Origin of the sequence: uncultured Eudoraea sp. (assembly GCF_947260015.1) — a bacterium.
Lineage (GTDB): Bacteria > Bacteroidota > Bacteroidia > Flavobacteriales > Flavobacteriaceae > Eudoraea.
On the sequence record NZ_CAMYOM010000016.1, the window covers coordinates 54,523 to 76,166 of the forward strand.

Below are 21,644 nucleotides of genomic sequence, written 5' to 3' on the forward strand. Positions count from 1 at the left end.
AAAGCCTGTCGTAAACGACAGGCTTTTTTTGTTTATAGAGCACAAAAAAACCACGAAACCTAATAAAAAGTCCCGTGGCCTATTTTGTAATTTACAAGAGAATTTAATTCTTCTTCTTTCCCATTATCTCTCTTCGACTGGTATCAAACATCACTGGTGTTGCTATAAACAGTGAAGAATAGGTACCTACTATCACACCAATTATCATAGCGAACATAAACCCTCTTAAGGACTCTCCGCCAAAAACAAAAATGGACAATAGTACAACAAGTGTCGTAAGGGAGGTATTAAGTGTTCTGCTTAATGTGCTGTTTAATGCATTATTGATATTATCCCCACCTTTCCAGCCATGTTCGGTAACCATCTCCCTGATACGGTCGAAAACGACCACGGTATCATTCAGCGAATAACCAATAACCGTTAAAATAGCCGCTATAAAGGCCTGATCTATTTCCATGCTAAATGGCATTATCTTGCTGGTTAGTGAGAAGATGCCCAATACAATCAATACATCATGGAATACCGCTACAACGGCTCCCAATGAGTACTGCCATTTACGAAAACGCAGCAAAATATATAAAAAGACTACCGCTAATGATCCAAAAATAGCCCAAAGTGCATTTTTCTTAATATCATCTGCGATAGTAGGACCAACCTTTCGGTACTTAAGCACTCCAATATCTCCATTAGTTCCGCCGGGAATAAAATCTTCATATGTGGCCCCATCTGGTAAGTATTTTTGGAGAGATGTATATAATATCCCCAATATTTCATCATCTACTTCTGTACCTTGAACATCTACCTTATACTTAGTCGTAACCATAATCTGGTTGGCATCGCCGAAAGTTTTGGCGCTGGCACTTCCCAAGGTTGAAGATAGCTCATTAGTAATTTCTGATGGATTAACCGGGTTTACAAAACGAATCTGGTAATTACGTCCTCCTACAAAGTCGACACCTTCGTCCAGACCCTGAGTAAATAAGGAGAACAGTCCTACAGCAACTAATATAAATGAAAGAACATATGAAATTTTACGCTTACTTAGGAAATTGATATTTAAATTCTTAAATAGATTTTTAGTAAGAGGAGTTGAAAAATCCAGGGTTCTTCCTTTTCCTGATATATACCAATCCACTAATAACCTTGTGATAAAAATAGCGGTAAACAATGAGGTTAGAATACCAATAATTAAGGTAGTCGCAAAACCTTTAATAGGACCACTACCAAAAATCAATAATATAATTGCAGTAAGACCTGTTGTTACGTTTGCATCCAGAATGGATGATAATGCATTTGCAAAACCATCAGAGATAGCCTGCCCTTTCCCTTTCCCTTTAGCCAATTCTTCCTTAATCCGCTCAAAGATCAGAACATTGGCGTCAACAGACATACCTATGGTCAATACAATACCCGCAATTCCCGGTAATGTAAGTACTGCACCTAAACTGGCTAATACACCAAAAATTAGGACAATGTTGAAACTTAAAGCTATATCGGCAAAAATACCTGCTTTACCATAATAGAAGACCATCCATAATAAAACAAAAGCCATGGCAATCAGAAACGACATAAAGCCGCTGTCTATAGCTTCCTGCCCTAGGGAAGGACCAACCACAAAAGAATCAATAATCTCTGCAGAAGCAGGTAATTTACCAGCCCTTAGCACGTTGGCAATATCTTTGGTTTCATTTACCGTAAAAGTTCCCGTAATTTCAGAACTACCTCCGGATATTCCACCTACCTGAGAAACCCCTGGTGCGGTATATACTTTATTGTCCAGGACAATTGCTATTCCTGTATTATTAAGGTTAGCTTCGCTTGTTAGTTTTTCCCAAAGCTTAGCACCTGTTACGTTCATGTCCATGCCCACAGCCGGTCTGTTAAACTGGTCAAATTGGTCCCTGGCATCACTCACCACATCACCACTAATTCTTGGGGCATTGTCCCGGTTAGATTTTAAAGCAAATAATGACGCTACTTCGGAATCTTTTGTAGGACGCTCCCATAAAAATTTTGTGAATTGCACTTCGGCAGGTAATAAACGTCTGACTTCCGGCATACGCAGGTAAGATCCTATTTCGGCCGTATCTTTTATTGCCGCTATACCTACGGCAAAACCCGGGGCGTTTAATTGTAACTTTTCAAATAATGGATTTCTCTCAGTGGCCAGATCCAAAGAATCCTGGGTTACGTCTGAGAGTAAAGAATCTATCTCAGATTCTTCCTTGTCAACAACATCTTCTTCCGTGTCTTCCACCAGGGTTTTCAGGCGGTCATTAGCCTGAATAAAGAAGTTTATAAGGCTTTGATTACCGGGTTCATAGGTTTCCCAAAACTCCAATTGTGCGGTACTTGACAGAAGGTCCTGTGCTCTTGCGATATCTCTTGCTCCCGGTAATTCAACCAAAATCCTTCCGGATTTGCCTTCGCGCTGAATGTTGGGCTGCGTAACTCCAAAACCATCAATACGTTCTCGTAACACTTCGAAGGCCGATACTACGGATTCATCAATTTTTCGACGGATTATAGGCTTAACCTCATCATCTGTCATTTGAAAATTGATCTCATCACTCAGAGTTTTATTTGCAAAAATATCAGGAGAAGCTAATTTCGCATCTCCTTTAATATTGTCAAACGCCTCAAAAAAGAGTTCGATATAGGTTTCGTCGCTGTCTTTAGAAGCCAGGTCGGCATCCGCTAATGCTTTATTAAAGATTGGATTTTTGGTATTATCCGCCAGGCCTTTAAGAATATCTTTTACCGATATCTGCAGCGTAACATTTATACCGCCTTTAAGATCCAGGCCTTTATTTAGTTCCTTTTTCTTTGCATCGTCATAACTGGTATAGCCCAAAATAGGATTACCTCCAATGGAATCTAAATAAGAAGCTTCAACCGATTCTCTTTTTGCCACATAATCCTCCTCAGAGGGTGAAACAGCAGATGTTGCAAATAATGCTGCATCTTTTTCTACTTTAGCGGCAATGAATGTATAGGAAAGTTGATAGATACTTACCAGTCCGAACAAGAAAGCAAATAGCTTTATAAGTCCTTTATTCTGCATGGTTTATTTGATTTTTTGATGGAATTTGTAAACAGCGTGCAAATATATCATTTCCCTTAAGAACTGACAATTTATTTATGTTATTTGTATAGATCAACGGCCTGTTGAGAGCTTTGTCATTGACTCGTTATTTATCAATCTTTTTCAAATTACAGCCTTAAAACATACATATCCTCAAAATTGCCGGAGCTCAGAGATAATGGAGACAAACTTTTTACAGCCTAAACTCATCCCAAAAAAAGAAGCATCACTCATGTGATGCTTCCTATAAATCAAAAAATGGTTTATACTAAACGTCCAGTAAACCATTAGTATTTCTAACCCCTACAGCGCTCTCCTGCATTTTAGTTTTTTCGGCATCACTCAGGGAAATCTCTACTATATCTTCAATTCCATTTTTCCCGAGTAATACAGGAACACCAATACAGATATCATTTAAGCCATATTCCCCTTCAAGGAAAGTGGAACAAGGAAACATCTTCTTTTGATCACATGCAATAGCCTGTACCAAAGCTGAAACTGCGGCACCAGGAGCATACCAGGCACTTGTGCCAAGAAGTTTGGTAAGTGTAGCACCACCCACTTTAGTATCTTCCACTACCTGTTGAAGGCGTTCCGTGGATAAAAATTCAGAAACTTTTACGCTATTTCTTGCAGCCTGACTGGCAAGAGGTACCATTCCAGTATCGCTATGCCCACCAATTACCATTCCATCAATATCTGAGATAGGAGCATCTAAAGCCTCAGCCAAACGATATTTAAATCTAGCACTATCTAATGCCCCTCCCATTCCAATAATTTTATTTTTAGGAAGATTTGTGGTCTTATGTACCAAATAGGTCATTGTATCCATTGGATTACTAACCACTATCAAAGTTACATTTGGTGAATGCTCTAAAAGATTTGAAGCAACTGTTTTCACTATCCCCGCATTGATACCAATCAGCTCCTCACGAGTCATACCTGGTTTTCTGGGAATCCCGGATGTGATTACGGCAATATCGCTATCAGCGGTTTTTGAATAATCTCCTGTGGTGCCCGTTATTGTGGTGTCAAAACCATTCAGAGAAGCCGTTTGCATAAGGTCCATAGCCTTTCCTTCAGCATAACCTTCTTTAATATCCAGCAAAACAACTTCCGAAGCAAAATTTTTAATTGCGATATACTCGGCACAACTAGCACCAACTGCACCCGCTCCAACTACTGTAACTTTCATGATATACTATATTTTAAAGTGATTTATAAGCTGGTAAAATTACAGAAATTTAACAGATTTAAGAACCCATTACCAACATATATTTTCGCTTGAAGTTTTGATTTGTGTATACATTGTTTTATAAATATGTTAAAATAAAATGCAATTCAACGAAGAAAATACAATTCCTATGCAGTACATCGATTTTTAACAATACCTGTTTTAGTATTGCCGTTAGAAATACTAATAGATCCCAAATCTAAAACCTACTAAAATTGAAAAAGCTTTTCTCCTTTATGGCGATAGTTGCTATTATTTTAGCCAGTAACTGTTCCAGAATCCCGGAAAATAATGATCCGGTCATCGGTATTTGGTATAGGGTCGATGTTATTAATACCAGCGAAACTAATAAACAAACTGTCCGACAGGAATGGATATTCAATGACGTGTATTTAGGAAGGTACCAAAAATACAATGGGTCTCAGCTGGACTTCAAAACTGATTTTAGCTGGGTAGCGGATAAAGGCGTTTACACTATTTCTTATCCCGGAACAGATATGACTAAAGATGTTGTGAGCATGAAAGAATCGCCGGAAGGTATGTTGCTGGAGGATGTAAAAGGTGAAACCCTGGCAAAAAGAGAGTAATTCCCCAATTTTTTTTCCATATAGTTACTAAAAGCAGTCTTTTTACAAGGCTGCTTTTTTAATTTAAGATTAATCACTTCCGGGAATAGAACGGAAACTTATAACTTGATCTAAATAAAAAAATCCCGAAGCTTTCACATCGGGATTTTTACTTTTAATTATTAGGAGTTACACGTCAATATTCGCGTAAACGGCATTTTTCTCAATAAATTCCCTTCTTGGAGGAACTTCGTCTCCCATTAACATAGAGAATACTCTGTCAGATTCAGTGGCGTTATCAATTGTAATCTGTCGTAAAGTCCTGAACGATGGGTTCATAGTGGTATCCCAAAGTTGTTCTGCATTCATTTCACCTAAACCTTTGTAGCGCTGAATTGCTGCGCTACCTCCAAAACTTTCAACAATCTCATCTCGTTCCTTATCAGACCAGGCATAACGTTTTTTGCTCCCTTTTTTAACGAGATAAAGAGGTGGAGTTGCAATATAAACATGGCCTCCTTCTATTAGTTCCCGCATATAGCGAAAGAAAAAAGTTAGTATTAATGTTTCTATATGACTGCCATCTACATCCGCATCACACATGATCACAACTTTATGATAACGCAATTTTTCGAGATTCAAGGCTTTACTGTCTTCTTCAGTACCTATAGTTACGCCCAATGCCGTGTAAATGTTTTTTATTTCTTCATTTTCAAACACCTTATGTACCATGGCTTTTTCTACGTTCAATATTTTACCACGTAAAGGTAGTATTGCCTGAAAATTTCTGTCTCGGCCTTGTTTTGCAGTTCCGCCTGCGGAATCTCCCTCAACAAGAAAAACTTCACATAGAGCTGGATCCTGTTCTGAACAGTCAGACAATTTTCCCGGTAAACCCCCGATACTCATTACCGTTTTTCGTTGCACCATTTCCCGAGCCTTTGTCGCGGCATGTCGAGCCTGAGCAGCTAAAATCACCTTTTGCACAATAATTTTGGCATCATCAGGATGTTCCTCCAGATAATTGGTAAGCATCTCTGATACTGACTGGCTAACAGCCGAAGAAACTTCCCTGTTACCAAGTTTTGTCTTGGTTTGTCCTTCAAACTGAGGCTCCCCTACTTTTACCGAAATAATAGCTGTAAGGCCTTCTCTGAAATCATCTCCGGCAACCTCAAATTTCACCTTATCTAACATCCCGGAACTATCGGCATATTTCTTTAAGGTTGTGGTAAGCCCCCTTCTGAATCCAGACAGATGTGTTCCGCCTTCATGGGTGTTGATATTATTTACATAAGAATGTAAATTTTCTGTATAGCTATTATTATAGATCATAGCTACTTCCACAGGAATCCCATTTTTTTCACCCTCCATAGAAATGACATCCCTGATCAAGGATTCCCTATTGCTATCTAAAAAACGTACAAATTCCTTTAATCCCTGATCTGAATAAAAGCTGTCAGACACAAAATTACCTTCTTCGTCTTTTTGACGCCTGTCAGTAATACTTATGGTCACTCCTTTATTCAAATAGGAAAGTTCCCTCATCCTGTTGGCAAGGGTTTCGTAACTGTATTCTATAGTTTGGGTAAAAATTTCGGTATCCGGGTGAAAAGTCACTATAGTACCCGTTTCCGTTGATTCTCCAACACTTTTTACGGGATATAATGATTTTCCCCTTTCGTATTCCTGTTCCCATACCTTGCCGTCTCTGTGAACAGATGCCTTTAATTTATCTGAAAGTGCATTTACAACAGAAACGCCTACGCCATGTAAACCCCCTGAAACCTTATAAGAATCTTTATCAAATTTACCCCCAGCCCCAATTTTGGTCATTACTACTTCAAGAGCAGATATGCCCTCTTTCTTGTGGAGATCCACAGGTATACCCCTACCATTATCTTTGGTAGTAACTGAATTATCCTCATTAATGACAACCTCAATAGTATCACAATAGCCTCCCATTGCTTCATCAATTGAATTATCCACTACTTCATAAACCAAATGATGTAATCCTCTGACTCCTATATCTCCAATATACATGGAAGGCCTCATACGCACATGCTCAATACCCTCTAATGCCTGGATACTGTCAGCGGAATATTCGTTCTTTTTAGCTTCTTCGCTCATAGAATAACTTAGGTGTTTTGTTTAATTTTTAGCAATCTTACAAATATAGACAATACCCTATAGAATGCTGTGTTTGTGCATATACGAAGCCCTTAAGTTATCAACAATTTAACAACAATTTATGCTTCCTTAAGGGAAGTCCATAAAAATTAATTAAACATGACTTTTGTTAGTTATCTTAACAGGCATTTGGCGTACTTTTGCGCGGAAACTTTACAATAAAAAAATGGCTGATTCCAGAACCGCCTCGATCAAAATTTTATCTGAAATCCAAAAAGTAGTAGATATTCAGAGTAAAATAATCTACTTCTTGCTAAGTATAATTGCCGCTGGAAGTCTTACATATTTTTTATACGAACCTTCGCTTAATGAAGCCCAATTATATGTTCTATTCATGTTGTTCCTGGCTATTGGTCTTTGGTTTACGGAGGCCATACCGCCCTTCGCGGTTGGGTTGCTTGTCTTTGGGGGGTTAATCTTTGCCATGGCCAATTATTACAGCAAGGTTGATCCGGAGAATGTCCAGGGCCACATGATTGAGTATGTCAATTCCTGGTCAAGTAGTGTCATATGGCTGATGTTGGGTGGTTTTTTTATTGCTGAGGCTATGAGTAAAACAAAGCTGGATCAGGCCGTATTTCGAATGTCTATCTCAAGGTTTGGAAGCTTACCAAAATATATCTTACTAGGGCTAATGCTCACTACCGCCTTATTCTCAATGATCATGTCCAATACAGCCACAACTGCTATGATGATTGCTTCTGTATTACCTTTTATCAATACCCTGGACAAAGATTCTCCCTTTGTCAAGGCAATTCTTATTGGAATTTCCGGCGCTGCTTCCCTTGGAGGCATGGGTACTTTAATTGGTTCACCGCCAAACGCAATAGCTGTGGAAGCATTGAACAACCACGGAATCCCCGTAGGTTTTCTGGAATGGATGATTGTAGGATTTCCTATCGCCATCCTTTTAACTTTGCTGTTTTGGTTTGCTCTAACCAAAAAATATATTCCCAAACAAAAGAAAATGCATATTGATATAAAGGAGGAAACCCTGGATCCCAATGACCCTAATTACCGCTTCGAAAAAATCAAAAAAAAAGTGGTCCTTTCAGTGCTGGGTCTCACACTTCTCTTGTGGCTCACAGAAAATTTACATGGCATTCCTGCAGCAATGGTTTCCTTTGTTCCCATTATTTTATTAACCATGACAGGTATTATTTCAGGTGAGGACGTTCGCAAACTACCTTGGGACACTCTCATGCTTGTAGCAGGAGGTCTGACGCTTGGACTCGCTATTAAGGATACAGGACTAGCTACTTATTATATAGAACAGCTAGATCAAACCAATTTGAACTTCTATGTAATTGTAATGAGTTTTGCCTTCCTAACGGTTATTATGTCAAACATTATGAGTAATACCGCCACAGCTACAATTCTTATTCCAATAAGTCTTATTCTTACTTTCGAAAATCCAATTATTTTACCCCTGGTAATCGGTTTGAGCGCCTCCACGGCTCTATACTTGCCTATATCTACTCCTCCTAATGCTATTGCATTTAGTACGGGAAAACTCGAACAAAAAGACTTCCGCTTTGGCGGTACACTTTTTGGAATATTAGGGCCTATAATCATCACGTTTTGTGTTTTTGCCATAGCCGCATTATTCCAAATGATCTTGTAAATACCGAAGTTCAAGATTAGAAGATTAGTAGAATCATGTAAAAGAAGCGCCTTTTGAGCGCTCCTTCGTAACTATTTAAGCTTAAAACCAATCCTTGCCAAAGGAGGCAGGTCTGCGAATTTAAGTGAAAGGGAACTGTTTACTTAACATAGGCATCTTCGTGCACTTTAGCTACAGCCCTACCTGAGGGATCATTCATGTTTTTAAAGGCCTCATCCCATTCAAGTGCAATTTTAGTACTACAGGCTACCGATGCCTCCTGAGGCACAGACCATGCAGCCGCATCGCTTGGGAAATGTCCTTCAAATATTGATCTGTAATAAAATTCTTCCTTTGTGGACGGAGTTTGAATGGGGTATCTGAATTTAGCATTGGCTAATTGTTCATCAGAGACTTCCTTATCCACAACCTCCTTCAATGTATCTATCCAGCTATAACCTACCCCATCTGAAAATTGTTCTTTTTGCCTCCAGGCTACACTTTCCGGCAGCACAGATTCAAATGCTTTACGCACTACCCATTTTTCCATTCGCTCTCCATTTATCATCTTATCCTTAGGATTGATCCGCATAGCCACATCCATAAATTCTTTGTCCAGAAATGGAACTCTGCCTTCAATTCCCCAGGCTGCTAAAGATTTATTAGCCCTTAAGCAATCATACATATGTAACTTACTCAATTTCCTGACAGTCTCTTCATGGAAATCCTTAGGACTGGGTGCTTTATGAAAATATAGATAACCACCAAATAATTCATCTGCTCCTTCACCTGAAAGTACCATTTTAATACCCATAGATTTTATTACACGAGCCATAAGGTACATTGGGGTGGATGCACGGATCGTAGTAATATCATAGGTTTCCAGGTTATAAATTACATCCTTAATGGCATCAAGGCCTTCCTGGATAGTAAACTTAATTTCATGATGGATAGTGCCTATATGGTCCGCTACTATTTGTGCAGCAGCCAGATCTGGTGATCCTTCTAATCCTACAGAAAAGGAATGTAATTGTGGCCACCAGGCATCCTTGGTATCATCAGACTCTATTCGCTTTTGAGAATACTTTTTAGCTATGGCAGAAGTAACCGAAGAATCAAGGCCCCCTGAAAGCAGAACCCCATAAGGGACATCAGACATCAGTTGTCTGTGGACGGCCGCTTCCAGTGCATCCTTTATTTCATCGATACTTGTTTGGTTTTCAACTACTGCTTCGTAATCCATCCAATCCCTGTTATACCATCTCTTTAATTCCCCGTCACTGCTATGCAAATAATGTCCCGGTGGAAAAAGCTCTATTTTGGTACACGTACCTTCCAACGCTTTAAGTTCTGAAGCAACATAAAAGGTCCCGTTTTTATCCCAGCCCATATATAATGGAATTATTCCCATATGATCTCTGGCTACAAAATATTCATCTTTTTCAGAATCATAAATTGCAAATCCAAAGATTCCATTCATATCATCTAAAAAGTCAGGTCCTTTTTTCTGATATAAAGCCAGAATAACTTCACAGTCAGATTCTGTACTGAAAGTGTAAGATCCTTCAAATTGCTTTCTCAATTCTCTATGATTATAAATTTCCCCGTTTGCGGCTAAAACAAGTTTCTGATCTTCACTAAACAGGGGTTGTTTTCCAGATGCAGGATCCACAATTGCAAGACGTTCATGGGCCAATATAGCCTTCTCATTTGCATAAATCCCACTCCAATCAGGACCTCTGTGCCGTACTTTCTTGGACATTTCCAATAATTGGGGCCTCAGGGTTTCTGTACTTTCCTTTACATTAAATGCACATACTATTCCACACATACTCTTTATATTATATCAATTATTAGGCAAAGATGCTTATTAACTTATTAAATTGAAACATAAATAAGATTAATTATTTCATATTGTAATTAAATAGTTGATAATTGATGCGATTAATAATTAAAAATCGCAAAATAGAAGTATTAAACAATCATTTTGTAAGCAGTTAAAATTTTAACTACTTTTTATAAGACCTCAAAGGGTTTACTAATTAAATTTGGATGAATATATAAACAAGCACAATTATGAAAAAAGTATTGACACTAACTATCATGGCGTTAGCCATTGTTTTTACAAATGAAATTACAGCCCAGGAGTTTAGCGGGATGGATAAAAGCCCAGCGGATATTGCCTCATATCCCTCCAGTTACAAAGTTTCCGATAAGTTAATTAAGGTAATGTACAGCAGGCCTCAATTGAAAGACAGATCCCTCTCTCAACTTGCACCTGATGGAAAAGTTTGGAGAACAGGGGCCAACGAAGCTGCAGAGATTACACTCTATAAAGACATGATGTTAGGAGATATCTCAGTAAAAGCCGGAACTTATTCCCTATTCACTATACCCGGAGAATCTGAATGGACAGTTATTTTAAACAGCAATTTAAATCAGTGGGGAGCTTATTCCTATGATGAGTCTGCAGATGTAGCGCGTATAAAGGCTTCTACAAGTAATGGAGATGAATCACTTGAAGCATTTTCAATTGCATTCAAAGAAGTTGATAGCGGAGTTCATATGATAATGGGATGGGGTACCACGAGAGTGGCAGTTCCCTTTAGTATGAGCATGTAATAAAATTAGAACAAAGTGAAAAGCCGAAGTTTATGACTTCGGTTTTTTTTTTTGCTTTAGGCTTTAATAATTAATCTGTTAGGTTTCCAGTCTGAAGTACCTCTTCCATATGTTTAAGATTGATGAAAATATTACATTATAGACTTATTACCGGTTTGAAAAAGTAGATAGCAGGTAATTAATTATTTTCCAAAACCTCAAATTCGGCGATTCCCTTCAAGCATAAAAGTACCATCTGGCGTATTGCTTTCGCCTTTAAAAGAATCCCCATCCATAATAAGGGCAACATCCACCGTACTTCCTTCTATATCTACAGAGAAAGTCAGTTTGTTTTTATCAACTCTCACGTTATCCGTAGGCAGGTTACCCTCGGGCAGCTCCAGTTCCACGGTGTATACCTTCTTTTTTTTAGAAATATGCAATACCCCGGTACTATATTCTACAGGTACATCTTGAACAGTATAATTCCAACTTCCGGTCCATTTCTTTTTTTTAACAAGCATATCAGAACTTTCAACCTCATTTAAAGGATTACATATTTCAAGAGAATACCCACTAGAAAAGATCAGGGAAAATAATATAAGGCCGAAATTTTTGAAAGTTGTTTTCATTTAAAGAGTAATTAAGTTTATACCTAAATGTACAGCAATTTTTTGAAGAAAGGTTCAGTCCTTTTCTGAAATTATAAATGCCACACGCCTGTTCTTATGCCTGCCTTCTGCTGTTTCATTACTTGCTATGGGCGCTATTCCTCCATGACCTTTCCAACTTATCCTATCTTCTGAGAGTCCCAGTTCTATTAAATATTGAGCTACTGCAGAACAACGTTTATCTGATAAATACTGGTTATAAGAACTAGTTCCAATATTATCTGTGTGTCCGTCAACAGTTATCTGAAGTGACTTGTTTGCATCCAGATAGTTATATATCCTTTTAACATCTGTTTTGGCGGAATCCAATAGCTTAAATTCATCAAAATTGAATAGGACACTTTTAAAAATATGGATTTTATCCAGTTCGTAATTTTCGGCTACGAGATCTGTTTCAGGAGATGAAGTGACAATAGAAGCGGTAGATTGTGCCGGTTTTAATGAAACCATATCCATGTAATAATAAGCTCCCTGTTTGGCTCCTTTTTTTATTTTAAACTTTCTGGTACCTGCGTTATTCTTAAAATTGCCTATTATCATATAATTTTCTACGCCTTTGGCCACAAATCTGGTACTAACTACAACCCAATCTCTGGAGTCTCTATAAAAATTTGTAGTTCCAATCTCCATAAAATTATAGGTGTTACCCACAATTTTGTACATGTGCATTTTTGAGAGTTCTTTTTTTATATTCAAGTCCAGTTTATCCTTTGCAAACAGCACCCCAAAATCTTTAATTGCGAAGTCCGAACGTTCGGCAAGACTAACATAGAAAGAAACCTGATAGGTTTTACCTTTCTCTAAGGTTTGAACAAGAGGTACCTGTATATATTCCCTATAATCATCCGGGGCATAAAGATAAAGGCCGGCATAACCCTTGCCAAAATCTGCAGGTTGTGTCCCGTTAAAATTTTCAGGGGTACCCATAATGGTGCTACAACTATTAAAATAGTCGGTAGATCCTTTTGTTGGTGTGCTCCAATAGACGACATCGGTTTCAAAACTACCGAGACGTGCCGGGCATGCTTCGTATTGCTCAAAACTAGGATTTTGAATCAGGTTTTGAGACAGAAGAGCTGTTATACCCCAAAAGAAAGCGAGCACCAAGCTGTATGTATTCTTAGCAACCAAAATAATAAGAGGCTCTTATACTTCAACCTAAAATAAGAATTAATCTCCAAGTGTGAAGTTAATGCCGTTTAACTGTATCTTTCACAGATGATTGAGCTAACTTTAACTTTATTTTTTACAAAGTCATTTAAAAGTCAAACTTATAGGATACCCCAGCTAATACCTGGAAACTCTGCACTCTAAAATTGGCCCAGCGCTGATACGAATTATTTGCAATATTATTTGCTTTGGCAAAAATGGAAAGCTGTTCATTGAAATGATATCCCACTTGGGCATTTGCATCAAAAAAACTATCTAAAGTGATCACTGTTGAAGGGAAATCTGCAGGTAGAACATTTTCCACAACCTGTGAACTTAAATCCTGGCGCTCTCCCACATAGAATAAATTAGCACCTACGTACCATTTATCTCCAATCTGATAATCCAAAAGTAATGACCCTTTAACATCAGGAAGGTTCCATGCAGGATTATCGGTCTCCGTGTTGTAATCAAATAGTTCTACGTTAACACCAAGTGTAAAATCTCTGTTTATATCTACATTTAATTCTGCAAACAATCCGAGGGTTTTAATATCATCGTAAAATATTTCGAAAGAGTTTCCATAATAATATCCTTTTTCATCATCCCTAAAATCATTTTGAGGATTTAGTTTATAAAGGGGTTTTCTGTTTTCAGCGCTATAAAATCCTCTTATGTTATAGCTCAGACTAGATATTATTTGACCTTTTATACCCAGGAATGCATCATACTGCCTATCTGTAGGCAGGATAGTTAAAGTGGGTGATACAAATGGGTTTTCTCCAACAAAACTATAATAAGAATTTTGATCTAATCCCCCTTCTATACCTCCATAAGCAATAACCGCATCATCCAACAATCTGTATGAGGCCGTTATTTCCGGATAAATGTAAAAATTGCTGTCACTAACCTCTGTATCCAGACCATATACCAAAGAAGCCCCCAAATTTAAGGTGTATTTATCCCCCGATAATACCAAGTTTGGATTTGCGCCAATTTGCATTTGGCCGTAATCTATACCCATTGTGTTCGTTGCGCTATTTAAACTGGCATTTTTAAAACTCCCGCCTACATAATCAAAATTGACTTTTAAAGTCACTAATTCTGACGAGACCGGGAATTGAAATTCTGGTTTTACTAAAAATCTATTTTCGCCTGAATCCACGGCATCCCAAAATCTTCGATACAATACTTCACCACCGGAAAAAACAGACTCCTCCATATGGAGTTCGGCGCCTGCTTCAAGGCCAAAATAATTTTGGCCTTCATTAATTGTACTAATTGTGGCTTCATCAAAAACCCCTTCAGGAAGGCCATACCAATTGTATTTCTGATGTTGAAATCCAATATCGGCACGCCAATTTAAATCTCTTTCTTTTTGGTTATAAGAAGCATTCAATTTTGTATTGTAGAAATCAGTGTCGAGTAAAACATCTTCCAGTTCTCCGCGTGAGGAAAGATGATTAAGTCCAAAATCTATTCTTTTATTACCCCTGTCTATATCTCTGCTTGTATAAAAATCTGCGAGGGCACTGCTAAAATTTCCAAGGCTGACAGAAGCATAGGAATTATATAGTTTTTCCGGTCTGGCTTTTTGCACAACAGAGGCCTTCCCTTTGGCCGGTGTAAATGTTGAAGCTACGGGTATTGAAAAAATGCTGTACTCAATCTTCTTTTTTTGAAGTACAATTGAATCATTGAGAGTTGGAATTGATTTTACTTTGAAAGCATCTGAAACTGTTGGTGAATATGGCCTTACCACCGTAACAGTTTCCGTTCCAATGTCTTTTTCTTCCTGTGCAGATAAGAATTGCACCAGACCTATAAAAGCAATTATTGTAATTTTTAGTTCCTTTTGCATATTGTGTTCTTATCTATTTAATTTCCGTCCGGAGCAATGGATGAATTTCTTTGTGCTTCTTTGGATTTTATAATAGCTAATTCCCCTTTTGCATCAGCAACGATCTGTTCATAATCACCAAAATTTGCAATTACACTTTCCAGAATATATGTTGCCTGATATGCATCATCCAGGGCATAATAATTCTTAGCCATAAGAATTAGACCTTTACCGCCCCATTCCTTATAAGTGGCATGATCTCTCGCCAATTTTTGAATCGAAGTATTGGAAGCCTCAAAAGACCCTTCCTTTTGTTTAAAGTATGCATCATAATACAACGCTTCTGCTGCCAATCCACCACTAGCTATCTTTAAAACTTCGGTATAAGCTTGTTTCGCTCTTTCTTCATTACCAGTTGCTATAGCAGATCTTGCGATCATGATTTGAGCATCACTCTTAATTCTATTGTCAATATTATCGGTTGCCAGGACTTTTTCAGCGTAAGTTATTGTCTGGTCATAATTCTTTTGTTCATAATACCCTTTCATTAGGTTAGATTGGGCAAATGTTCTGTTCTGTGGAATATCTGCGATAGATTCCAGTCTCTGAAGGAAGGGAATCGCAGATGCATAGCTTTTATTTCCAATGTAAATTTCACATACCCTGGTAAGAGCTTGTTCAGAATATTCACTAGCGCCACTGTTGGCAACATAAGTATAACCGGGAAGTGCCTGGTCTTTATCCCCTTTCGCAAAATATAATTGCGCGAGCTTAAAGTTGGCATTTAAGGCATGTATCCCATTTGGAAAATCCCTGATATAGTTTTCATATCCTTTTATTGCCGCTTCTTTTTTACCCTGAAGATTTTGCTTCTCAGCAGATTCATAACTGGCATTATCTAATTCGGCGTCTGATACCTCAACAAAATCTAAACCTTCTACCCACCTTGCATACTCGCTAACCTGACCTGTATCTACATAAATAAGTTTAGCTGTGGCCACCGCCTGGATTGCCTCCTGGGAGTTTGGATAATCGCGAACTACCGTTTTAAACTTGCTTAAAGCCTGATCATTTTTATTGGAATTATAAAACACCAGTCCCTGCCTGAGTAATGCCCGGGGGACCAAAGTACTACCGGGATAGTCATTTATTAGGCGGTCATAGGTCTCCAATCCAATAGCCTCCCGGTTTTCTTTTATATATGAATTGCCCAATTCAAATAGTGCATCATCCTTTAAACTGGATTTGGGATACCTGGAAATAAAACCATTGAGTTCCTCAATTTTTGTGGCACTCCTGTCAATAAAACCGTAGCTTATAGCTTTTTGGAATGCTGCGTAGTCCTTCTCCGGACTACCGGACTGCAAAACTTTATTATAGGATTCAATCGCTGGCCAGTATTTGCTGGTGACGAAGAAACAATCGCCCAGGCGCACATTGGCATCATTTTTTTTATCAGCATCCGTTCCCTTATCGGCATAAGCCTGGTAATAGGAAATTGCATTTTTGTAATCTTTTAATTTAAAATAGGTATACCCCAGGTTATAATCCAGATCCTTAGTTTCTTCTGTGCGCGATGCTGCCGGATTGTTTTTAAATTGAAGATAGTCTGAAAGGGCATCCTCAAAAGCATTTAACATATATTGAGATTCCGCCTTCCAATACCTGGCGCGAGCCTTAAACAGTTCATCTGGTGCGTTATTCAGCGATTTAGAAAATAAATCATTCGCGCCGGCATAATCTGTCTCTATAAACAATTCAACTCCGCGATAAAAGGCTACCTTCTGATAGGTTGCTTTACTGGCAAAACTGCTGTTTTCCTCCAATAAGGTGAGTGCGCCTTCAAAGTTTTTGGAAGTAATATAGGAGTCTACCAATAATTCCTGGATTTCCTTGGAATGAGTATCATTGGGATAAGTTTCCAGGTAGGTAGACAAAACCTTAGGTACAGGTTCATAAGGATTCCCGATTTCATAACTCAAACGAACATAATTAAGATAGGCATCCTTTTGTATCTCTTCATTAAAATCCATTTGGGAAGCATTCCTGAACGCGTTTAAAGCTTCCTGCTTTTTTTCCAGGTTTAAATAGCACTCTGCCAAATGGTAATACGCATTTTGAGCTACTCCGTTGTTACCATCAATAATTTTATTAAATTGGCTAATTGCGTTGGCGTAGTCTTCTTGTTTATAATAACAGTAGCCCAATAAATAGTGATCTGTATTGCTCCATTTACCGCGTTTCCCTTTATAAGCTTCCAAATAAGGTATTGCATTTGAATACTGTTCCAAATTGAAATAACTCTCTCCAATAATTTTGTTTAGTTCAGATACTTCCTTCCTGTCAGATTTTGCTAACTGTGACTTGGCCAGTTCAATAGCCTGTTCAAAATTACCCAGCTTAAAATTCATATCGGCCTGATAATAGGAGTCACTTAACAATTCCTGATCTGCTATCTGATCGAAACGTTCGTTAGCCCCTTCATAATCATCTTGCTGATAGGCAATATACCCTAAATAATATTTGGCTTGGGATCCATAAGTGGGTGATGTGGTTACCTTGCTTAGATAACGTTCAGCTTCCTTTGGTTTTTTGGAACTGAACAAGGAATAGCCCATATTAAAGTTAAACCGCTCCTTTTCCTGAGCAGACATAGAATTTTGGTCTACCTTTTTATACCACTTCAGGGCATAGGGATATTTGCCGTTCGTAAAATAATAATCGGCTACATCCATAAATGCAGAATTTCGTTTTGTAGAAGTTGGATATTTCGCTACAAAATTTTCCATCAACCTGTCAGCACCAAGTTGATTTAATCTTACTGCCGCATTGGCTACATAATATGCACTATTGGCTTCCGTTTCCCAATCTTTAGTACTCGTTTGCACTTTTTCAAAAATGGTCTGAGCAGCCTGATATTGTTTACTGTTGTAAAGTGCCAGCGCATCCTGATACTGTTTTTGATGATGGGTATAAATTTTTGATTCCTGGGCGTATCCAGAAATAAAAATCCCAATGAAATATAGTAGTAGTGCGGTTTTTTTCTTTCGCATAATGTTCTCTAGCTGTTAAGAAGTACCGTAATTTCCCATAATAACGTCAAATATGGTTCCCAAGTATACTAGACAACTAAATAATAGATTTTTACTTCTTGAAAGCTCGAATTAAGCAGGAACTTATTACTTTTATATCAACATTTAAATTATGGGTGAAAGCATTGTGAATCTAAAAGATGTAGCCGTTTTCCAAAAGGAGAATATGGTGCTTAATGATATTACGCTGGAGGTTAAAAAAGGAGAGTTTGTATATCTTATTGGAAAGACCGGGAGTGGAAAAAGCAGTCTCATGAAAACCCTTTATGCAGATCTTCCATTATTGGAGGGACATGGGCGAATTGTAGGATTTAATCTAAAAACCCTTGAAGAAAAGGATATCCCTTTTTTAAGGCGAAAACTGGGCATAGTTTTCCAGGATTTTAAACTACTCCCTGATAGAAACATCAACAGGAATCTTATGTTTGTTCTTAAAGCAACAGGCTGGAAAGATCCGGATAAAATGGATGCGCAAATTGAGGACGTACTGGACAAGGTGGACATGAAAACCAAAGGGTTTAAATTTCCTCATGAATTATCGGGCGGGGAGCAGCAGCGGATTGCAATTGCCAGGGCCTTATTGAATGACCCCGAACTTATCCTGGCCGATGAACCAACAGGTAATCTTGACCCACAAACCAGTGTAGAAGTCATGAAAGTACTTCAGGAAATTAATAAAGCCGGAAGAACCATCCTAATGGCCACCCATGATTACGCCCTACTACTTAAATATCCATCCAAAACCCTAAAATGCGATGGCGCAAAAGTTTTCGAGGTAATTCAGAAAGCTGTTTAATAAATATTTGCTGCATATTAAAGCTTCAGGGAACTGTTATTTGCTTATCTCTTTAAAAGATAATTAGTAGTTACTAATATCTAACTTACTGAATTTATAATTATCTTTCACATTATCAATTCTATTCCAAACCATTTCCAGTTAGTTTATCCATCTAATTTGGAATCAAGTAGAATTGATTTTTAGATACCATAATAGTTTTAAAACCAAAAAAACCAAGTGATTATGAAAATTAACAAATCCTTACTTTTTACGATTACCCTATTACTTGCCTTTTCATGTAAGGAAAACCAACCCAAACCGGAAGTTGCAGAAAAAATTGAAATCCGCGAATGGAAACCTGAGGATACCAGAAGTTTAACAGGTCTTACAGTTAAACGAGGACTTAAAGAAAAAACAGCACTTGCTACTCCGGGTTATGTGATGTTTCAGCCCCCGGAAAGCACAAAAACACATCTTATTAATCTTGATGGTGAAGTGATTCATACATGGGAAGCGGAATTAGCGATAGTTAACCAATATTTAAAAGAGAATGGCAACTTGGTCAGATTAGAAGTAGACCCGGACTTTCCAACCTTTGCTGCAGGGGGGCAAGCCGGACGGATTAGGGAATACGACTGGGATGGAAATATCCTTTGGGATTTTGAATGGGCTGATGAGGATGAATTGACACATCATGATATTGAATTATTACCTAACGGAAATATTCTGGCGATTTCCTACGAAGCTAAAACACAGAAAGATGTTCTGGAAGCGGGCAGAGATCCAAAACATGTAACCAAAGCCGGACTTTGGCCAGACAAGATTATAGAAATAAAACCATCAGGTCCAACAGGAGGAGAAATTGTATGGGAATGGCATATGTGGGATCATTTAATCCAGGATATAGACAGTACTAAAAATAATTATGGAGTTATTGCGGAGCATCCCAGAAAAATCAACTTTAATGTACACGGGGATATATATCCTCCAATGACTGAAGAACAGGTTCAACAAGGGATAAAAATGGGTATGATGACGGGAAATGCCACCGTAGATAACCAGCATTCCGACTTTACCCACACCAATGCTATTGCCTATAATGCAGAATTAGATCAGATCGCCATCAGTATTCCTGCTTACAATGAAATAATGATCATAGACCATAGTACAACCATTGAGGAAGCTAAAGGAAGTGCCGGAGGCAGATGGGGACATGGGGGAGACCTTTTATACAGATGGGGCAATCCGGCCAATTACGGACGAGGTACCAAAGAAGACCAGAAACTCTTTTTTGAACATGATATAAAATGGATCCCGAAGGGATATCCCGGTGAAGGTCATTTAATGGTTTTTAATAACGATATTGAACATCCAGACAACGAAGTACCCTCTATGTGGGCTGTATTAATGACAAGCAAATCTCCAGAGGTTGAAGCTCCTGTTGGGGTGCTTGGCAATCATAGTGCGGTTTTCGAATTTGTTCCACCAACAAATTCAGAAGGAGCTTATATATTGGAGGAGAATGGAACTTTTGGGCCAGAAGGTCCCGTTTGGTCCTATACAGCACCAGACAAATACTCCTTTTATTCGGCATTTGTCTCGGGTGCCCATCGTATGAAAAATGGAAATACTTTAATCACTTCCGGAGCCAAGGGACGAATGATGGAAGTTACACCGGATGGTCAAATTGTTTGGGAATATTGGAATCCTTATAATGACCATTACAGAATGCCTGACGGTACTGTGGCATCCCCAATTGGACCATTTAAATACATGCAATTTAGGGCAACACATTTCACAGAAGACTTTCCTGCCTTTGCAGGCAAAGACCTGGCTCCCCTTGCAGAACAACCTGAACCTTTTATCTTTAAAATGCCACCGCCACCTGTAGCCCAGGATAGTGTGCAATAAATTGAAACTCAATTATTAACCAATATAAAACTATACGCAAATGTCTATTAAAATTATAGGAGCCGGATTGCCAAGGACCGGTACAAATACATTAAAACAAAGCCTGGAACAATTAGGTCATAAACATGTTTATCATATGAAGGAATTGCTGGTAAACCCGGAAAAACTACATTTATGGAAGACCCTTGACGAAACCGGTGATACGGACTGGGATGCGCTTTACAAAGGTTATGACGGCACGGTAGATTTTCCGGGCTATCCCTGGTACAAAGAACATATGAAGAGATACCCCGATGCGAAGGTTATACTGACAGTACGGGATTTTGAAGACTGGTATAAAAGCGTAGACAGTACAGTCTTCAGGGCCGGACCACAAACACCGGGTGAAAAAATTAAAATGATGGGCAAATTATTGACCAGTGCCAGAGCACGCAATGTTGTTAAGTGCATTAAATGGTTTAAGAAGTGTTTTTTTGCTGAAAGACTACAGGGAAAATTTGAGGATAAAGAATTTGCGAAAAAATTCTGGGAAGATCACATAGCTGAGGTAAAAGCTAACGTACCTGCGGACAAACTATTGGTTTATGACGTACGGGACGGATGGGCGCCTCTATGTAAATTTCTCGGAGTAGAGGAACCAACGGAACCCCTGCCCCATTTAAATAAAAAGGAAAATTTTAAGGCAATGCTTCCTAAACTTATGAAAGGGGAAATGGTCTGAATCCATTTATCAATACAAACCAAAAATTGCATATGCCCCCGGTGGCTTCAACCACCAGGGGTTTCTTTTAACATCATCACTTATGAACACAGAAAGCTGGCAGGTAAAAGTTACCCTTTTACTGGTAAGTAGCCTTACCATTATGTCTATGATTACCATATCTGCTTCATTGCCTGATATGACCAAAGCATTTTCAACTTTAC

Annotated in this window: 14 protein-coding genes; 6 read left to right on the forward strand and 8 right to left on the reverse strand. The window is 38.4% G+C overall.

Annotated features, from left to right (window positions below; translation table 11 throughout):
- Nucleotides 1-103 precede the first annotated feature (103 nt).
- Nucleotides 104-3,064 (reverse strand): protein translocase subunit SecDF, encoded by a 2,961-nt coding sequence (secDF, locus tag Q0X66_RS08835; protein ID WP_297705453.1) that lies wholly within the window; start codon nucleotides 3,062-3,064, stop codon nucleotides 104-106.
- Nucleotides 3,065-3,353: 289 nt separating this feature from the next.
- Nucleotides 3,354-4,280 (reverse strand): malate dehydrogenase, encoded by a 927-nt coding sequence (locus Q0X66_RS08840; protein ID WP_297705455.1) that lies wholly within the window; start codon nucleotides 4,278-4,280, stop codon nucleotides 3,354-3,356.
- Nucleotides 4,281-4,534: 254 nt separating this feature from the next.
- On the opposite strand from Q0X66_RS08840, the gene Q0X66_RS08845 reads away from it, so the two are divergent.
- Complete coding sequence (locus Q0X66_RS08845) at nucleotides 4,535-4,906, forward strand: hypothetical protein (RefSeq protein ID WP_297705457.1); 372 nt, start codon at nucleotides 4,535-4,537, stop codon at nucleotides 4,904-4,906.
- A 168-nt stretch (nucleotides 4,907-5,074) separates the two neighbouring features.
- Here Q0X66_RS08845 and gyrB read toward each other — a convergent pair whose 3' ends face one another.
- A complete protein-coding gene (gene gyrB / locus Q0X66_RS08850) occupies nucleotides 5,075-7,015 on the reverse strand; it encodes a DNA topoisomerase (ATP-hydrolyzing) subunit B (RefSeq protein WP_297705459.1) in 1,941 nt (646 codons plus the stop codon).
- 226 nt (nucleotides 7,016-7,241) lie between these two features.
- Here gyrB and Q0X66_RS08855 point away from each other — a divergent pair, with 226 nt between their 5' ends.
- Nucleotides 7,242-8,699, forward strand: a complete 1,458-nt coding sequence (locus Q0X66_RS08855; protein WP_297705461.1) for a DASS family sodium-coupled anion symporter — start codon at nucleotides 7,242-7,244, stop codon at nucleotides 8,697-8,699.
- Between the two features lie 139 nt (nucleotides 8,700-8,838).
- Here Q0X66_RS08855 and asnB read toward each other — a convergent pair whose 3' ends face one another.
- Complete coding sequence (gene asnB / locus Q0X66_RS08860) at nucleotides 8,839-10,509, reverse strand: asparagine synthase B (protein ID WP_297705463.1); 1,671 nt, start codon at nucleotides 10,507-10,509, stop codon at nucleotides 8,839-8,841.
- A 245-nt stretch (nucleotides 10,510-10,754) separates the two neighbouring features.
- On the opposite strand from asnB, the gene Q0X66_RS08865 reads away from it, so the two are divergent.
- Nucleotides 10,755-11,300, forward strand: a complete 546-nt coding sequence (locus Q0X66_RS08865; RefSeq protein ID WP_297705465.1) for a DUF2911 domain-containing protein — start codon at nucleotides 10,755-10,757, stop codon at nucleotides 11,298-11,300.
- Nucleotides 11,301-11,497: 197 nt separating this feature from the next.
- Here Q0X66_RS08865 and Q0X66_RS08870 read toward each other — a convergent pair whose 3' ends face one another.
- The 4 genes from Q0X66_RS08870 to Q0X66_RS08885 all read right to left on the reverse strand — a co-directional run bounded on the left by Q0X66_RS08870 (nucleotide 11,498) and on the right by Q0X66_RS08885 (nucleotide 17,992).
- Entirely contained in the window at nucleotides 11,498-11,911 is a 414-nt protein-coding gene (locus tag Q0X66_RS08870; RefSeq protein WP_297705467.1) for a hypothetical protein, read from the reverse strand.
- Between the two features lie 54 nt (nucleotides 11,912-11,965).
- Nucleotides 11,966-13,054, reverse strand: coding sequence for an OmpA family protein (locus tag Q0X66_RS08875; RefSeq protein WP_297705469.1), 1,089 nt, complete (start codon nucleotides 13,052-13,054; stop codon nucleotides 11,966-11,968).
- Nucleotides 13,055-13,208: 154 nt separating this feature from the next.
- Nucleotides 13,209-14,960, reverse strand: coding sequence for a TonB-dependent receptor (locus Q0X66_RS08880; protein WP_297705471.1), 1,752 nt, complete (start codon nucleotides 14,958-14,960; stop codon nucleotides 13,209-13,211).
- A 17-nt stretch (nucleotides 14,961-14,977) separates the two neighbouring features.
- On the reverse strand, nucleotides 14,978-17,992 hold the full coding sequence (locus Q0X66_RS08885) for a tetratricopeptide repeat protein (RefSeq protein WP_297705473.1): 3,015 nt from the start codon (nucleotides 17,990-17,992) through the stop codon (nucleotides 14,978-14,980).
- Nucleotides 17,993-18,143: 151 nt separating this feature from the next.
- On the opposite strand from Q0X66_RS08885, the gene Q0X66_RS08890 reads away from it, so the two are divergent.
- The 3 genes from Q0X66_RS08890 to Q0X66_RS08900 all read left to right on the forward strand — a co-directional run bounded on the left by Q0X66_RS08890 (nucleotide 18,144) and on the right by Q0X66_RS08900 (nucleotide 21,441).
- The gene (locus Q0X66_RS08890) at nucleotides 18,144-18,827 is read left to right on the forward strand and encodes an ATP-binding cassette domain-containing protein (protein WP_297705475.1); all 684 of its coding nucleotides are present in this window, start codon (nucleotides 18,144-18,146) and stop codon (nucleotides 18,825-18,827) included.
- Nucleotides 18,828-19,052: 225 nt separating this feature from the next.
- The gene (locus Q0X66_RS08895; protein WP_297705477.1) at nucleotides 19,053-20,720 is read left to right on the forward strand and encodes an aryl-sulfate sulfotransferase; all 1,668 of its coding nucleotides are present in this window, start codon (nucleotides 19,053-19,055) and stop codon (nucleotides 20,718-20,720) included.
- A gap of 40 nt (nucleotides 20,721-20,760) precedes the next feature.
- The gene (locus Q0X66_RS08900; RefSeq protein WP_297705479.1) at nucleotides 20,761-21,441 is read left to right on the forward strand and encodes a sulfotransferase family protein; all 681 of its coding nucleotides are present in this window, start codon (nucleotides 20,761-20,763) and stop codon (nucleotides 21,439-21,441) included.
- The last annotated feature ends 203 nt before the right edge of the window (nucleotides 21,442-21,644 follow it).

Excerpts from the sequence above, each read along its gene's own strand:
- secDF (WP_297705453.1), bottom strand. The coding sequence starts at position 3,064 with ATGCAGAATAAAGGACTTATAAAGCTATTTGCTTTCTTGTTCGGACTG.
- Q0X66_RS08840 (WP_297705455.1), bottom strand. The coding sequence starts at position 4,280 with ATGAAAGTTACAGTAGTTGGAGCGGGTGCAGTTGGTGCTAGTTGTGCC.
- gyrB (WP_297705459.1), bottom strand. The coding sequence starts at position 7,015 with ATGAGCGAAGAAGCTAAAAAGAACGAATATTCCGCTGACAGTATCCAG.
- Q0X66_RS08855 (WP_297705461.1), top strand. The coding sequence starts at position 7,242 with ATGGCTGATTCCAGAACCGCCTCGATCAAAATTTTATCTGAAATCCAA.
- asnB (WP_297705463.1), bottom strand. The coding sequence starts at position 10,509 with ATGTGTGGAATAGTATGTGCATTTAATGTAAAGGAAAGTACAGAAACC.
- Q0X66_RS08865 (WP_297705465.1), top strand. The coding sequence starts at position 10,755 with ATGAAAAAAGTATTGACACTAACTATCATGGCGTTAGCCATTGTTTTT.
- Q0X66_RS08870 (WP_297705467.1), bottom strand. The coding sequence starts at position 11,911 with ATGAAAACAACTTTCAAAAATTTCGGCCTTATATTATTTTCCCTGATC.
- Q0X66_RS08880 (WP_297705471.1), bottom strand. The coding sequence starts at position 14,960 with ATGCAAAAGGAACTAAAAATTACAATAATTGCTTTTATAGGTCTGGTG.
- Q0X66_RS08885 (WP_297705473.1), bottom strand. The coding sequence starts at position 17,992 with ATGCGAAAGAAAAAAACCGCACTACTACTATATTTCATTGGGATTTTT.
- Q0X66_RS08890 (WP_297705475.1), top strand. The coding sequence starts at position 18,144 with ATGGGTGAAAGCATTGTGAATCTAAAAGATGTAGCCGTTTTCCAAAAG.
- Q0X66_RS08895 (WP_297705477.1), top strand. The coding sequence starts at position 19,053 with ATGAAAATTAACAAATCCTTACTTTTTACGATTACCCTATTACTTGCC.
- Q0X66_RS08900 (WP_297705479.1), top strand. The coding sequence starts at position 20,761 with ATGTCTATTAAAATTATAGGAGCCGGATTGCCAAGGACCGGTACAAAT.